This window comes from Mesorhizobium sp. M8A.F.Ca.ET.208.01.1.1, assembly GCF_004791315.1.
Lineage (GTDB): Bacteria > Pseudomonadota > Alphaproteobacteria > Rhizobiales > Rhizobiaceae > Mesorhizobium.
The window spans coordinates 1-15,971 of the sequence record NZ_SRUT01000019.1; the positions used below are offsets into that span (position 1 = coordinate 1).

The 15,971-nt window shown below is 58.1% G+C and carries 10 protein-coding genes and 1 pseudogene; 3 read left to right on the forward strand and 8 right to left on the reverse strand.

Annotated elements, in window-relative coordinates; all coding sequences use genetic code 11:
* The 3 genes from EN851_RS33905 to EN851_RS33915 all read right to left on the reverse strand — a co-directional run.
* Positions 1-307, reverse strand: a 307-nt coding sequence (locus tag EN851_RS33905) for an ABC transporter permease subunit (RefSeq protein ID WP_145972392.1), incomplete at its 3' end; no start/stop codon positions are given.
* Between the two features lie 55 nt (positions 308-362).
* Positions 363-1,208 (reverse strand): ectoine/hydroxyectoine ABC transporter substrate-binding protein EhuB, encoded by an 846-nt coding sequence (ehuB, locus tag EN851_RS33910; protein ID WP_135931018.1) that lies wholly within the window; start codon positions 1,206-1,208, stop codon positions 363-365.
* Positions 1,209-1,394: 186 nt separating this feature from the next.
* A complete protein-coding gene (locus tag EN851_RS33915; protein ID WP_135931019.1) occupies positions 1,395-2,573 on the reverse strand; it encodes a M24 family metallopeptidase in 1,179 nt (392 codons plus the stop codon).
* A gap of 752 nt (positions 2,574-3,325) precedes the next feature.
* Here EN851_RS33915 and EN851_RS37785 point away from each other — a divergent pair.
* The 3 genes and pseudogenes from EN851_RS37785 (at position 3,326) to EN851_RS33935 (ending at position 8,112) form a co-directional block, all read left to right on the forward strand.
* On the forward strand, positions 3,326-3,439 hold the full coding sequence (locus EN851_RS37785) for a hypothetical protein (protein WP_135931025.1): 114 nt from the start codon (positions 3,326-3,328) through the stop codon (positions 3,437-3,439).
* Positions 3,440-4,076: 637 nt separating this feature from the next.
* Entirely contained in the window at positions 4,077-6,572 is a 2,496-nt protein-coding gene (locus tag EN851_RS33925) for an FAD-dependent oxidoreductase (RefSeq protein WP_135931020.1), read from the forward strand.
* Between the two features lie 592 nt (positions 6,573-7,164).
* Positions 7,165-8,112 (forward strand): annotated as a pseudogene (locus tag EN851_RS33935) (IS481 family transposase).
* Positions 8,113-8,169: 57 nt separating this feature from the next.
* On the opposite strand, the gene EN851_RS33940 reads toward EN851_RS33935, so the two are convergent.
* From EN851_RS33940 to EN851_RS33960, 5 genes are all read right to left on the reverse strand, one after another.
* Positions 8,170-9,333 (reverse strand): M20 aminoacylase family protein, encoded by a 1,164-nt coding sequence (locus EN851_RS33940; protein WP_135931021.1) that lies wholly within the window; start codon positions 9,331-9,333, stop codon positions 8,170-8,172.
* 342 nt (positions 9,334-9,675) lie between these two features.
* Positions 9,676-11,412 carry a GMC family oxidoreductase N-terminal domain-containing protein gene (locus EN851_RS33945; RefSeq protein WP_348630747.1) on the reverse strand — a complete coding sequence of 579 codons (1,737 nt, stop codon included), beginning with the start codon at positions 11,410-11,412 and terminating at the stop codon, positions 9,676-9,678.
* Between the two features lie 494 nt (positions 11,413-11,906).
* Complete coding sequence (locus EN851_RS33950) at positions 11,907-13,187, reverse strand: FAD-binding oxidoreductase (RefSeq protein ID WP_135931023.1); 1,281 nt, start codon at positions 13,185-13,187, stop codon at positions 11,907-11,909.
* Between the two features lie 353 nt (positions 13,188-13,540).
* Complete coding sequence (locus EN851_RS33955; protein ID WP_135931024.1) at positions 13,541-14,884, reverse strand: acetyl-CoA carboxylase biotin carboxylase subunit family protein; 1,344 nt, start codon at positions 14,882-14,884, stop codon at positions 13,541-13,543.
* Positions 14,885-15,809: 925 nt separating this feature from the next.
* The coding region (locus EN851_RS33960; RefSeq protein ID WP_127319293.1) for an aldehyde dehydrogenase family protein at positions 15,810-15,971 on the reverse strand (162 nt) is incomplete at its 5' end.

Below are 15,971 nucleotides of genomic sequence, written 5' to 3' on the forward strand. Positions count from 1 at the left end.
CGCCATAGGCACCGATATTGAGGCCGACGGATATGTAGCCGGCGGTGAAGTTCGGAAGCGTTATACCAAACAGCGGCAACACGAAGAAAATCCAATATAGCTGCACTAGCAGCGACGTTCCGCGGAAAATCTCTATGTAAACAACACTTGCACTCCGGATCAGCCAGTTGCTCGACAGTTTGCCGATGCCTGCAACCCCAGCGGCAGCTACAGCTACCAGCGTAGCAAGCAAGAATTGTACGCATGTGGCCAAGGTTCCCTGTAAGAACGCCTGGCCATAGCCTTGAAGAAACTCAAAGATCGACATTCGCCATCCTGCGTCACGCATGGCCGGGAGGCAAGCCTCCCGGCCATGCGTGCGCCTAGCGGTTGGCGCAAACCCACTCCGCACTCTTGTCGTTTGGTAGCAGCTTTGCGTCGTAGCCATAAGGCTCGGCAGCCTTCATCATCTCGGGAGTGCCGATGTATTTTTTCTGGGCCTCGTTGAACTTCTCCACAAAGTCCTTGTCCGACTCCCGGAAGGCTATGCTCACCCAGTTTTGAGTTGATTCCGGCATTGCATCCGGGTCTGTCACGTCAAGTTTTCCACCCGATTTGCCAGCCACAGACCGAGATAAGAGGTATCCTGATGCCCCGGCATCTGCTCGTCCCGCCTCGACCGCTGCGAGGATTTCTGCCTGTCCCGGCACTTGCATGATCTGAGATTCCGGAACTCCTGCCTTTTTAGCTTGCTCTATATTGCTATATCCTATGCCAGTCACCATAGTCGCGCCCTTGGCCGCAATATCTCCATAATTGTGCAGCCCTTTAGGATTGCCAGCTTTGACGATAAGCGCGTCCGTCACTTTCGCCAAAGGCTCGGAGAATGTAACGCTTTGGCACCTTGATTTAAGGATGTAGAGACCCCCCGTAGCCATATCAAACCGTCCAGACTGCAGTCCCGGTATAAGTCCGCCCCAATCTGTCACGACGGTCTCTACGTTTTCGTAACCCATCTGCTGAAGCACGCCGAGAGCAATCGCGTTTACGAATCCTACCGGGCGACCGTTGCTGTCCGGAAAGGCGAACGGCTCTTCGTTTGCGAACCCGATGCGGATCGACTTGCCGTCGGCGATACGGTCGGTCAATTCTCCTGCGTGGACCTGTACCGTGGCAGCCGCGACGGCAAGGCCCAAGCCAGCCGCAATGTATGAAAGTCTGATCTTCATTTCTCGTTCCCTTCTTGTTTCGTTGAATTATCCAGCAACGCCCGGGATGGGCGTTTCAGCTTTGTAGAAGCTTTTTTTGCAGAAGCTGATCTCCTATCTGGTTGAGTATACAAACCGGTGCTGGGCGATTGCGGCACGCTCTGGGCCGCCAAGGCGTTTTTACGCTAGGTCGATGGGCGCAAATCATCAGTCGATGACGACCAAGCGGCGCTCTACATCGCAGAAGCGCTGGCCACCTTTCGCTGTGACCACGAACGGTTCTGAGATCGCTGCGCCGAAATCGTCGAGCCACACTCCGGACTGGAAGTGGAAGCACATTCCTTCCTGCAATAGCGTTGTTTCACCCGCGCGGATGCTGATAGTGCGTTCGCCCCAGTCCGGCGGGTAACCAACACCGATTGAGTAGCCGACGCGGCTGTCTTTGCTGTAGCCATTCCGTTTCAGTATACGTTGGAATACGGCGGCCACCTCTTCGACGGCCACGCCCGGCTTGGCCGCTTCGAGTGCGAGATCGCCGCCTTCAACGATCACGGATGCCAGACGCGAGATCTGTTTTGGCGGCTGCCCGACGTGAATCGTGCGGGTGAGCGGCGTGTTGTAGTGGCGGCGGGCCGCGCCAAGCTCCATCACCACTAGGGCTGACTCGGGGATCGCCTGGCCGGTCCATGTGAGGTGGCAAGTGCTTGTCCCCTCACCAATTTGGATTAGGGGACACAGACCAGTGTAGTCGCCGAACTTGCCCTCGCCTAGAATCTGATTGCGGTAAATGTCTCCCACGACTTCATAGTCGCGCACCCCCGGCTTGAGCTTCGCAATCGCCTCCCGCATTGTTCTGCTGATGATGCGGCCCGCTTCTCGCATATAGACAAGCTCGGCTTCTGACTTGACGAGCCTCGCCCAGTTTACAAGTTCCCGACTATCCGAGATCTTCGCATTGGGCAGGCCTCTAACGAGGTGCTGATGGGCCCGCGCAGTGTAGTAGTGAGTGTCGAGCTCGACGCCGATGTGGTCGGAACCCCAGCGCTTGGAATTGATGAGCCCGCACAAATCATCGAACGGATGATTTTCCGGATGGTGAACCAAAGTCTCCGAGAACCCAAAGATGTTCTCGGCCGGCAGGTTTGTTGTGACAGTAGCTGACTTTGCGTCGATCGGGCGCCCGAACCAGAAAGGCATATCCTCGTTGACATGGACTAGCACTGCCTGCGGCGTGTAGAAGGACCAGCTGTCGTAGCCGGTAAGCCAGTACATATTGGCTGGATCCTGGCAGACGAGGAGATCAAGACCAGATTTTTGCATCCGCTTCTTCGTGTCCTGGACGCGTCGGTCGAACTCCTCGCGCAGAAAAGGTCTTTGGTAGCTCATGCATATGATCCTTCTCGAAATTGAGCATGTGCGCTCTTGAGTGCGCCCATTTCTCGTGCAGCCCTCCGGGCAACCGCTGCCGGGCCGACGCCCGGAAATCTTGATGCCTATTCTCACTGTGGCATCCCGCACGTCCGTGCTTTTGCTTGTGTTGCGGGAGCTCAGCGAGCATTTGTCCCGAGGCATTCGCAGTCAAATGCAGTGTTTATATCGGCACCATCTCGCTTCGAGATGCAGGCGCCTGCATCAAGAAATTTGCGCGTTGAGGAATGCTGCTGGATCCGGTTTAAGGGGGGACGACAACGCCTGACCTACTGGACCCATCTGAATCGCGATGGTGCTGATAGGAATTCGTCTTGGGCTTGGGCGTCCAGCTGAGGCTGTTAGAGCTTGACGTCCCGATTTGGTGGTTGCGATGCACGTCGTCAGGGCGAAAAACCAAGCGAAAATTAGAGACATCCTGCTGGCGCTGGGCACCCACGCATTCTGTACGACAACCAGGCCGCAATCAGGGCGCGGGCGCGGGAACGCTTGTGTCTCGGGAACCGCTGCCTACCGGCCTGGTATCCACGAGGACGTCGGCATCCTCACTCGGTCGCTGCCTGTCATTTCTCGACGCCTGTTGGCACATGCTGGTTCCGGTGGACGGAAAGCGCTTGCCCCTGGCGGCGTTCAGCAGGCGCTTCTCGAGCCGCCGCGCATTCCGCGCGAAAGAAATGGCCGAGGTCGCCTAATATTCTTTTCAAACTCCCCTGCCGTCGCGGGCTGTCCCGATCTATGCGCAAAGCGGAGATGCGCGCGAGATCAATGCAGACAAGATGATCCTGCAGGCTCTCGATCTCCTTCCGTACGGCCTGATCCACTGAAGGCAGAATTCGGTGTCGGAAATCGAAGTCGCCCGGAGATCCAATGTTCACGACAAAATCGGCGCACAGATTCGCCAGGCTGCACACGAAAAATCGGCAATGACTTAGGGTTCCAGGCCCAGCTCAAAGCCGATCCAGCGAGGTATCGCCCGGTGCTGCACTTTGACGTGTATGTCCGCAATAAAGATTTTTCCGGGTGGTTAACAGTTACACCGAACATTCCCTTGGATACGATCGACGACCACCATAGTCTTCAGGCTCTTTTCTCCGACGTTCTCAATAGAGCTTGCGCGTGTATTGTTTGTGATTCTCCAGGCTCCACGCGGTGATATAGAGCACAACCTTCGCCTCACCCCTTGTATAACCCGGTCGCAATGTCGGGTGCCGATCTCGGCGCGTTCCCGCTCCAGGGTCACCATTACGATCTTCTGGCTGCGTCGGCCGGCGGCCTTTGCAGTATCGCCACATCACCGTAGTCCCTTCTGCTGGAGTAACGCTGCATTGGACGACCTGATGGCGCAGAAATACTGCTGTCCTGGCATGCAGATCGGCGGGAATCAGGGCATCTCTGATAATAATTTATTGGCCACAACCCGCCTTAGCCGGCGCTTTCGCTCCAAGCTACAACAGGTTTCAAATGGCCAGCAAAGTACCATCGCATGTCAAATACGTTGTCATCGGAGGCGGCATTATCGGCCTCTCGATAGCCTATCACCTAACGCGTCTCGGCCACCGCGACGTTCTGCTTCTGGAGCGTGACCAACTGACATGTGGCACGACCTGGCATGCTGCAGGTCTCGTGACACAACTCCGCGCCAATGAAACCATGGCCAAGCTCGCTCAATACTCTGCGGATCTGTTCACGGACCTCGAAAATCTGACCGGTCAGGCAACTGGTTTTCGGCAAACCGGCTCCATCACTGTCGCCGCGACCCAGGACCGGCTTGAAGAGCTTAAGCGCGGGTCTTCGATGGGCCGCTCGTTTGGCTTGGACGTGGAAATGATAAGCGCTGCGGAAGCCCAGCGCCGCGTCCCGTTGCTCGATGTCAGTGATGTCATTGGGGCTGCATGGATCGCTTCCGACGGGATGACTAACGCAATCGATACGGCCCGTGCCTTCGCAGTTGGGGCGCGCCAGGGTGGAGCAACTATCCTTGAGCGGACCCCGGTCACACGCATCCTCGTCGAGAAGGGCCGCTTCCTCGGCGTGGAAACCAGTCAGGGAACCGTCCGAGCTGAACGGGCGGTCATCTGCACCGGCCTATGGACGCGGAATATAGCTGCTGAACTCAACTGGTCGGTGCCATTGCAGGCTGCCGAGCATTTCTATGTTGTCACCGAGGCGATTCCCGACCTACCTCATGACCTACCGACGATCCGCGATATGGACGCGCGCGTATATGCAAAGGCAGACGCCGGGAAATTGCTCGTAGGTTTCTTCGAGGCCAATGGCAAACCTTGGGGGATGAACGGCATCCCCCAGGATTTCAGCTTCGATTCGTTGCCCGAAGATTTCGACCACATCGAACCGTATCTCTCTGCGGCCATCGAGCGCATGCCCGTCCTGGCAAATGTCGGCCTCCAACTGAATTTCAACGGCCCTGAGAGCTTCACGCCTGATAACCGCTTCCACCTCGGGCCATCACCTGAAATTCAAGGTCTGTATGTCGCCTCTGGATTCAATTCCTGCGGTATCGAATCCTCGGGTGGTGCGGGCAAGGTCATGGCAGAGTGGATGTCGACAGGCTTGCCAGCGGGAGACTGCTGGGAGATGGACGTCCGGCGGTCAATGCCCTTCCAGCGGAACAGGCGGTATCTTTACGACCGCACGGTGGAGGCGGTCGGCAACCTCTGGTCGCTTCATTTGCCGCATAAGTCGCCGAAGACGGCACGCAACGTCCGCGTATCCCCCCTGCACGATCGCTTGTCCGCGGTCGGCGCGAATTTCGGTGAAAGTGCTGGTTGGGAACGCGTTCAATGGTTTGGTGCACCTGGATCCCCAAATGAAAGCCATGCAACCTATCGCCGGGACGAATGGTTCGAGCGAAGTGGCGCGGAGCATACCGCCACCCGCTCCGGCGTCACTCTGTTCGACCAAACCTCCTTCGCGCACCTTCTGGTGCAGGGTTCGGATGCCCTTGCGCTGCTACAGTGCTTGTCCACGAACGACGTGAACGTAGCGGTCGGCCGTGTTGTCTATACGCCGTGGCTGAACGAGCGAGGCGGTATGGAGTCCGACGTCACTATCGCACGCATCAGTGACGAGGAATTTCTTGTCGTGACAGCGGCGGTCCAACGCACCCGTGATCTCGCCTGGCTGCGCTTGCATGCCAAGGGAGCCGGCCACGTCTCGGTTGCCGACGTATCATCCGGATATACCACCCTCTCCGTGATGGGTCCGCGATCGCGTGAGTTACTGGAGCGCGTCAGTCCTGCGGATTTTTCTAACGAGGCATTTCCCTTCGCAACGGCTCGTGAAATCGAGGTCGGGTATAGCCTCGCGCTCGCATTCCGGATGACCTTTGTCGGCGAGTTGGGCTGGGAACTTCACATCCCGACCGAACAAACACTAGGGGTTTACGACGCCCTGGTGGCCGCCGGTGCCGATCTCGGCCTAGGCCACGCCGGATATGTCGCTCTCAACACGCTGCGCCTGGAAGCGGGCTACCGTGACTGGGGTGCAGATGTTGGTGATGAGGACACCCCGTTGGAATCGGGACTGGGGTTCACGGTTGCCTGGGATAAGCGCGAGGATTTCATCGGACGCGCTGCACTCGAGGCCCAGCGCGGCAAACCCTTGCGCCGGCGGCTGGTCCAGCTCGCTGCCCCAGATGCCAAATCGTTGATGTTCGGGACCGAGCCTGTCTGGCGTAACGGCAGCCTTGTCGGATACCTGCGATCGGCTGGATTTGGCCACACTGTCGGCTGTGGCATCGGCATGGGATATCTCACGGCAGAAGCCGGGGTGACGGCTGATTGGCTGTCCGGAGGCTCATTCGAAATCGAGATCGCTGGGGAGCGCTATTCCGCCATAGCTTCTCTGCGGCCATTCTATGACGCCGGACGCAGCCGCGTGAAGGGCGAGTGGCGTGCTGTGGAGGAGTTGGTGGCGAAAGAGCTCCTCAAGGCCTGAAAACTAGACTGCGCAATCTTGGACGACTGAGCTGCGCCTCTGGTCGACCAGCACGCGCTGCATCGGGTCGCGCATCGATTGGGGATAAGATGCCCACAACGCGGCCCGCTATGACGTCGTTGCTACAGGCCAGCTTAACGCTGGCCTCGTTTCAACGGCCCTCAGCTAGGGCAACGGTATTTGTGCTCTGGCTGGCATAACGTGGGCGAACGGCAGCTCATGGGCTTGTCTCGCAATCGCATCGGCAATTTCGTGCAACCGTATTGGATTTTAGCGCAGTGAAGGCCGCCAAACCTATCCATGCTTGTGAGACGCTCGGTGTCCCAGATGTATACGCCATCCGCTTGCCATGACCCGGTTTCGGGTCGCACGCCGGCCATGCTCGGCCAGTGCGTGGATGGAGGGAACAGCCTAGTTCCTTATCTTGAATTTGCACGGCGCCGAGATTGCTCAGTCTGACGACGGAGCTGGATTGTCATGCCTCGCGATGGCGCGCCCAGTTAGCTAGCTGTGAGCTTTCAGGAGGTTGTCCATTCGGCCCTGACCGAGAAAGCTGAGGTTGTCCAAGCTTCAGTGTTTCTCGGAGGACCGAATGAACATCCACAAGAATGCCCGTCTGACGCCGCTGCGTCGAGAGGAGATGGCCCGCGACGTTGTTGAAGGCCGTCTTTCCAAAGTCGATGCGGCGCGGACATACGGAGTGACGGCGAAGGTGGTGGGCGCGCTGGGTGGAGCGCTTTCGGGCCGAGGGAAGCGCCGGCATGATCGACCGTTTCTCGCGGCCGAAGACAAGCCCGAAGCAAACCGAAGCCGCGGTGGCGGACGCGATCGCAGCGCTGCGCCGGCAGCGCCTGACCGGCAAGCACATCGCCATGCAAACCGGCGTGTCCGAGGCGACGGTGAGCCGGGTGCTGGCACGCGCCGGCCTGTCGCGGCTGAAAGACCTGGAACCGGCCGAGCCGGTGCGCCGCTATGAGCGCGAGCATCCCGGTGAGCTCATCCATCTCGATATCAAGAAGCTGGGCCGGATCGGCTCTGTGGGGCACCGCATCACCGGGCGATATCCTGGCGCCGTGGCATCGGCTGGGAATTCGTCCACGTCTGCATCGGCGATGCCTCGCGCGTCGCTTTCGTCCAAGTCATGCCCGACCAGCGCAAGGAGAGCGCTGTCGCCTTCCTCGAAGCTGCCATCGCATATTACGCCAGCCTCGGCATCAAAGTGCAGCGCGTGATGACCGACAACGGCTCCTGCTACCGATCAAAAACTTTCCGGGCAGCCTGCAAGCGTCTGGGTCTGCGTCAGATCTTCACCAGGCCGTACACGCCAAAGACCAATGGAAAGGCTGAGCGCTTCATTCAGACGAGCCTGCGCGAATGGGCTTACGCCCGAGCCTACAACACTTCTCATGAACGCACCGCCGAACTGCCTCGGTGGCTTCATCGCTACAATTGGCACAGGCCACATGGCAGCTTACAATCAAAACCACCCATCAGCCGCCTCGGCGTCGATCGGGACAACCTATTGAGGCTCCACAGCTAGCAACCCTGCGTACCTATCTGAGGTGCGCGCGGGCAGAGTTTAAGAGACTATGCAGCGCTAGCAGGCCAAGCCGCCTTCCACCAAGTTGACCCAGTAGCCGATCCCGTAAGGGATTGCATTGTCGTCGAAGTCGTAGGTTGGATTGTGCAGGCCCGCGGTAGGTCCGTTGCCAAGGAATAGGAACGCGCCAGGTCGCGCCTGCAACATGTAAGAGAAGTCCTCCGAGACCATCACCGGCTTGACCTGTTCGTTGACTGCCTCTCGCCCCACGAGACCCCGCGCGGCTGCGGCGGCCAATTCGGTCGCCTCTGTGTGGTTGAACGTCAGCGGCTCGAGACGCCTGTGCCGATATTCCACTTTAGCCCCGAAAGCTGCCGCGATATTTTCAGCGCAGACCTTGATTTGTTTTTCCGCAAAATCACGCAATGCTGGCGATAGGCTCCTAACCGTTCCGCCCAGCGTCACGGAGTCAGGTATGATGTGGTAGGATTCACTTCCGGTGAATTTCGGCACTGACACAACGAGCGCTTCCGTCGGATCGAGGTTTCGGGAAACCAAGGTCTGGAGCGCCGTGACGATCTGTGCTCCGACGACCACCGGATCTATAGTAAAATGAGGCGTTGCAGCGTGTCCGCCCCGGCCTGTGACAGTGATGTCAAACTCGTCGAGGGCCGCCATAATCGATCCGTCGCGAATACCGAATTTGCCAACGTCAATACCTGGCATGTTGTGCATGCCGAAGACTTGGGAGATATTGAACCTGTCCATCAACCCTTCTTGCACCATTCGCCCGGCGCCCTGCCCCTCTTCCTCGGCGGGTTGGAAAATGAGCGCCACCGAACCCTTGAAGTCCCGAGTGGCGGAGAGATGCTTAGCAGCACCCAGCAGCATGGCGGTGTGGCCGTCATGACCGCAGGCATGCATCTTCCCTTCGATCTGGGAAGTCCAGGGCTTGCCGGTAGCCTCGACGATCGGCAGGGCGTCCATATCCGCGCGCAGGCCAATCGTCGGTCCGTCCCCGCCGGCGCCTTTGATCACCGCAACCACACCGGTCTCGGCTATGCCCGTCTCGATATGGTTTATCCCAAAGGAAGTGAGCTTTTCGGCGACGAAGCGGGCGGTGTTGTGCACGTTGTATCCGAGTTCCGGATTCTGGTGGAGGTGACGGCGCCAAGCGATAGCCTCATCATGAATATCCCGGAAATCATCGATGCTGCGCATTCTTGTCTCCTGCACCAAAAATGAGCAGCCCGCGCCTCGCGTCTGCCGGCTTGAACCGCATCTGCGCAGCGGGGCTCGGCATCCTAGATGCGCGGTTCCGCGTCGCGTGTTCTATCCCTGGAAAACTTCCAGGGTTGAACCCCTACAGTCAAATGCATTGTGTGTATTGACCCCATCTCGCTTCGAGATGAGGCAAACTCCTCGCGTTCACGTGGGCGATAGACTTCTAGATGATCGGCGGTCAGCTGGTGTTCCCGGCTATTCGGCAAGTTCCGAACCAGCCAGATTGATAGCGAGCTGAAGTGACCGGTGTGCCTTGCGGCCGCTTGAGCTTGCAGAATTCTACTTGACCAACGACACCTTCATTGCTGCCCCGCGTTCTTGAAGTATGGCGTCAGACATTTTCTCGGCGACCATAATCGTTGGGATGTTCGTATTTGCTCGCGGGCAGAATGGCATCACCGACGCATCGGCGATTCTTAAACCGGATAGTCCATGAACGCGGCCTGTCGGATCCGTCACACTGTTCGGATCATGAGCAGATCCCATTCTGCAAGTTGAAGTGGGATGAAAATTCCCAAAAACGTTTTGTCGTACAAAGTGATCAAGAAGCTCGTCGTTATTTAGAAGGTCTGAGATGCTGCGACCATCAGTGATAGCGAATCTGATCAGGCTTCGACGAAGCGACGAGGAACTATCCATAACGGCCGCGAGCAAGGATGTGAGACCGTAGTTCAGACGGTTGTACTTGCCGATCCGCTTTGCTCGTCCAGTCCAGGTAGAAGGAAAAGGGTCGAGCGCCGTATTCGCCAAGGCCTTATGATTAATCAGTCTTGCAACGAATCGAAACGCGTTTTTCAATCGCTCCGCGTCGCGCTGGTCGCTCAACATGTCGAAGTTCACTTCTGGCTCAATGAAATGAGAGGAACTCTTGAGCGAGACAGTTCCTGTCGAATAGACGCGATTAACCCAGAAATTGAGCGTCCCTAGGCGTTTGCCAATGGGATGCCAGGCAGATTTCGCCAGAACCGAGATGGCCATATCGGTAGGCGGGCAACCGTCGTGACCGGATGAATACCGAGCATGCATCTGGATATATCCGGTCGCGGTCGGCAACATCCGATCCTCTGGCTTCAAGTACGCCGAGATGGCGACCCCGGCATGCTCCTGCAGGTTTTTTCCGACTCCTTTAATATCTGCGATGACTTGAATGCCGAGCTCTGATAAGGGCTTGGCCGGGCCAATACCGGATCGCATCAGTATTGCGGGCGAATGAATAGCGCCAGCACATAGGACCACAGTTGGTGCGCTATAGGATTGGCGACGACCGGTCTTACTCTCCGTATCGACGCCAGTTATTTTGCGACTTGAAAGAGTTAGTTTTACGACCGTAGTTTCTGCCAAAATTGTAAGATTTGTCCGAGCGCGGACACTCTCTGGCAAATAAGCCATCGCAGCTGACACTCGGCGACGATTGAGGTTTGTTAGTGGAACAACTGAGTGGCCATCGCGGAACTCACCGTTGAAGTCAGGCCAGAAGGGTATATTTTCATCTTCAAAAGCCGTCGACACCGCGTTCACGAATCCTGACCACTCTCCTTTGTCGGCACGGCTAATCGGCAACGGCCCGCTGTTGCCGTGGAAGTGATCGCGAAAGTCCAGATCGCATTCGAGTCGGCGGAAATATGGCAGGACGCCTTCCCAATCCCAACCCGTTGCCCCGGTGGAGGCCCACTCATCATAATCGGCGGGTCCACCCCGATTGGCGACTTGAGCGTTGATACTGGAGCCTCCACCTATGACTCGAGCTTGCTCATAGTGCACACGTCTGTCGCTATTTCGCGCAACGGCTGCAGTAAGTGACGGCCACTGATATCGTTGATTGTAGTAAGCGCGCGTCGGGTTCCCATCTAGAATATCATCAGGAATTTCGTTGGGGAGAAAGTCAGGCCCAGCTTCGACGAGCAGGACGTGACTACCATCGGCCGACAACCTGTTCGCCATAACGCATCCGGATGAGCCACCACCTACAATTATATAGTCAAAAAGCAACGATTCCTCCCCATCTTGCGGCAGCAAGCTAGCACAGTTCTAGAGCGGAAATTTGCGAATGAGATCATTCCTGGGCAGGAAAGCCCCGATTTTTTGCGATTTCCGCAGAAACACGCGATTCTCCTGCACGTTACGAAGAGAGCGAATTCCTTCCCCTTACAGACATTAAAAGCACCCATCTTGACAGAAGCCGTGGGAAGAGTTTCCACACGCGCAATGAGCGGCAGGAGTGCTGCTCCCTTGTCTTTTCGAAGTTTCGGCTGCCAGTCTTTGCAGCCGTTTCCGGTCTTCGAGTTTCGTCAGCGCTCTGCTGAAGGATTTTGAGGCAATTGCAGTGGCGCGGCTTTTCGCGAGGCTATCTCGAGGCTGCGGCATTGCTAGCGCGTCGGACGTTCAGATTGAATCGCGAGGGATTCCAATAAGGCGTGGTTCACGATTCACGTCCGTGAGGAGGTGATTTGTCAGCACTTTGAGTCACTCACAAGGCTTCGCGCCGTGGACCAGCAGCTGACCCCACCGGATCAGCGCGCCGGCGGTAGATGCGCGATCTGCGCACCGAGCTCATAGTAACCCTCTCTGATGGCCCGGAAGGAGGCGTTCTGCGCCGGGGACACGGGCAGGAACATCGCATCGAGCCGCAGCTCGCCGCTGATATGGCGGGCGAGCTCGCGGCCGAACACGGTGCCCGGCGCGATGCCTCGTCCGTTGAAGCCCGTCAGCGCGATCATGTTTTCCGCTGGGGCGTGAAGGCGTGGTAGATGGTCGTTCGTCATGCCGATCCGACCGTACCACTCATGCTCCAGCTCGACCTCACCGACCTGCGGGAAGAGCGCCCGGATACGCCGCCGTGCCCAGTTGCGATGGATCACGGTTCCGGCGCCGCGGAGCGCGCCGACGCTGCCGACGATGAGGCGGCCGTCATTATCTGTGCGAAAGGCGGTCAGCACGGTGCGGGTGTCCCATGCGCCGTGCCCTTCGGGCAGAATCGTGTGGCGAATTCTGTGGCTCAGCGGCGCAGTCGCAACATGGAAGAAGGGGAGCACCACTTGCTCGCCACGCAGCTCGGGGAAGATGCGCGACGTGTAGGTGTCGGTCGAAAGAACCGCCCACTTCGCCCGGACGGTTCCACCTTGCGTGGCGAGCCGCCAGAGGCGGCCCTCGCGCCCGATGTGCTCGACCGGGCTCGCCGTAAAGACGGTCGCGCCGGCGGCAATCGCCGCACCAGCGAGGCCGCGCACATAGGCGAGCGGTTGGATCGTCCCGGCACGCAGGTCGAGGAGGCCTCCGGGGAAGGCCGAGGTGCCTGTCTTGGCACGCGTCTCCCCGGCGTCGAGGATGTGCACCGGGGCGCCGAGCGCCTGCCACTGCCGAGCTCGCTCCGCGATCTCGGCAACGCCCTTCTTATCGGCTCCACAATGGATCGTGCCGGCCCGCTTCAGCTCGCACTGCAAGTTGTGCTTGTCGACGATCTCGAAGACGGTGCGTGGGGAATCGCGCAGCAAATTAAGCAAACGATCGCCATAGAGCGGACCGAGCGTCTCCTTGAGCGCCGAGGGCATAACCCAAAGGCCCGCATTCACCAACCCGGTGCTTCGCCCGGCGGCGCCAAAACCAATTTCGGCTGCCTCAATCACGACAACGTCCAGGCCCCGCTCGGCAAGGTGCAGCGCAGTGGACAACCCGGTGTAGCCGGCGCCGACGATCGCGACATCGGCGACGAGGTTGCCTCGCAGATTCTCCGTTGCAGGCGGCGGCGGAGCTGTCCGCTCCCAAAGCCCATGGGACCGTCTATCGTTCAGCATTCATCCGCTCTCATAAGGCTGGACGCTGGCTCAGTGCGCACACAACTCAGGACGCCCGGCAGGAGACTTAGCTCGCTGCCGGGCAGGTGCGCCTTGGGAGGAGGCGTATCTTCCAAACGTTCTGAACCAGCCGCATCAGGCCCGCTTACAATAAGAGGACCGGACCGCTCAGAGCGCCCTTACTGAATGTAGCGCATGTAAATGGCCGATCTATTCGAATGTTCCGCGTTCACGCAGGAAATCGGCTTTGTGCGGCGACATGTGCATAAAAGCGGAGGTAGGCGAGCGCGTCGGCTCTAGGAAGCAATGACGCCCGTCAGCATAATGGTCACCTCGCGGATGGCCAATTCACCCTAGACCGCATCGTCTCCTGCACTCGATTTCACCAATATGCTGCGATGAGTACCTTTATCTGTCACCATCTCCGCACCAGGTGGAAGGTAAGGGGCCACAGCGTGTTCCGTTTCGCCAAGGGCAGAAACCGACGTGATCGACCAATCAATCAAGGCAACGGCGTGCTGAAGTATCGCGTCGGTCTGAGGGCGGCTCGGGGAAGCGGCGATGACGTGTCCGATCGTGTCTCGGTAATCGCCTTCCCTGACGATAGGTGTCTTAGGCTGAACATGCAATTTGACCTCCGAGACACCTTCTATGGCAGCCGCTCGACTGGCGCCATCAATCCAATCGAGGATGCCATCACCCTCCGGGAGGAGGAACCGAGCGCCCGCGACATGCGAACGCGTACTTCGCAAATCCGATTCTTCGCCGATAACCACTTTGATGTGCTCGGTAACTAGATCGATACCATAAACCAATTTAACCATTTGAGGACCGGGCGCGCCAGCAAGACGCGGATTGACCTCGATGACGACTGGGCCACGCCTTGTCCAGCGGAATCCAATGTTCGATGGCCCCCAGCCAAGGCTGAGAGCCTCCAAACAGCTTAGCGATACATCGGCGATACGCTGCTGCTCGACGTCAGTAAGCACCGCTGGATAGGTGCACCCACGATGGACAAAATGCGGTGGGCGCCCGAAGTCAGCGCCGCCAATTCCAATGACCTCATTCCCCATTATGTCAGCCCAATAATAGGGGCCTTGTGCGAATTCTTCGACCAGTATCCTGGGCGAAGCCCGCCATTTGTGCTTCCCGCCCAACAGATGGATCGTATGTTTTGCTAGTTCGTCGACGTCGCGGCACAATAGGACACCGCTGCTGCCGCTGCCCACGGCAGGCTTAAGAATTACCGGGAGGTTGATTTCCGCGGCACAGCTTTGTACGTCCGCGGCATTCGATGCTAAGCGATAGGCCGGCATAGGAACGCCGGCCTCCGCGAGGATCTGACGTTGAGTGAATTTATCGCAGCATCGTTCAATCGAACTGGGGTTCGGCCCTGGCAGAGCGAAGGATCGGCATAGCTTACCAACTGTAGCATAGGCTAACTCATCGAGACCCGTAAAGCCGGTGATGCCAGCAATATCATAAGTTGCACGCACCCGGGAACATTCGCTGATCAGGGCATCGAGGTTGTCCGTATCGACGCGGATTGTCTCCATATCGTCTGCTGCAAGATAATCGTACTGGGTTGGGTCAGCCGACAAGGTAATTGGATGAAGGCCAAGACGCTTGGCCGCTTTAACGTATAGCTCACCAGTACTTCTGTTACCTTCAACCAGGATGAGAGCTCTTTTTGTCATTGCCGTCGATCTCCGCAGTGTGCAGTGCGACGGCCTGGGGGTAAACAGGCGTCGACTTGTTGTTCGGCCTGACGTCAGCCTCCAAGAGAAGCTACCATGCTCAGCGATCTGATCTCGCGAAGATTTTGTAAAGTTAGCTGAATGATTTGTTGCGATTTTTGACCACCCGGCTGGGATCCGGTTGGCTCTCGCTGAATAGTCGCTGGGGCGGTGCTTGCCTGTCTCCGTTGTTTGGCCAGCAGCCGTCGGCGCGCTGATGAGGCCGTCGATGTCGCCGGCTACCGTACGCGCACTTTGACAGGACCTTCAACATCAGCAGATCACCGGTCCGCGAGCGGGCTAGATATCGACGAGGCAAAGCCAGTGGATGGAGGAGCAGGGCTCAGCGCCAATCAGCGACGCACGGATGACGCCGGGGCTTCGCCTCGAGACTACTTAGCGGGCATGAGCACGCGACACTCCCTCGTGTCACCTTGCGCCCGATGCAGATCACGACGTCCTGGTCGATCGTCGCCTAGAAAGGGGCAAGCAGGAGACGCACTGGAATGCTTGGAATGCCCGCTCGCTGGCCGACGACACGACATGGGTAATCCTCGACCGGATGTTGTTCGTGAGGCTCAGCCGCAAGACCACCTCGATCTCGATGCACGCGCTGGACCGGTGGGAATATCCGGCGAGATTGACAACCCTGTGCCCTCCCGCAGCTTTCAGGGGAGTAGGGGGCTCATGCGCCTGCATCCGGCTTGGTTCAATTTTTCCAAATCGCAACTACGGGTTCTCAACATTTCTGAAAGTTACGACGAGAGATACTGTGCCGGTCGGGTGCTAGGTCAGCGTTCTGGTGCGCGATGTGCCCTGTGAAGACCCCAGACCAGCATCGACGACTAAACCTCCGCCGCAAGACTTCCCGACGGCGGATTGGCGACTAGCAATAACGATCGGATCGGTTCACGGCGGGCTCGCTGTTGCCCGAACCAGACAAGGGTTGTGAGATCCGGATGCCAATATTTCTGGTCTGCACGTAGCCATCAAGGGCTTCCTGACCCTTTTCCCTGCCGTAGCCAGACTTCTTCACTCCACCGAACGG

Excerpts from the sequence above, each read along its gene's own strand:
- ehuB (WP_135931018.1), bottom strand. The coding sequence starts at position 1,208 with ATGAAGATCAGACTTTCATACATTGCGGCTGGCTTGGGCCTTGCCGTC.
- EN851_RS33915 (WP_135931019.1), bottom strand. The coding sequence starts at position 2,573 with ATGAGCTACCAAAGACCTTTTCTGCGCGAGGAGTTCGACCGACGCGTC.
- EN851_RS33925 (WP_135931020.1), top strand. The coding sequence starts at position 4,077 with ATGGCCAGCAAAGTACCATCGCATGTCAAATACGTTGTCATCGGAGGC.
- EN851_RS33940 (WP_135931021.1), bottom strand. The coding sequence starts at position 9,333 with ATGCGCAGCATCGATGATTTCCGGGATATTCATGATGAGGCTATCGCT.
- EN851_RS33950 (WP_135931023.1), bottom strand. The coding sequence starts at position 13,187 with ATGCTGAACGATAGACGGTCCCATGGGCTTTGGGAGCGGACAGCTCCG.
- EN851_RS33955 (WP_135931024.1), bottom strand. The coding sequence starts at position 14,884 with ATGACAAAAAGAGCTCTCATCCTGGTTGAAGGTAACAGAAGTACTGGT.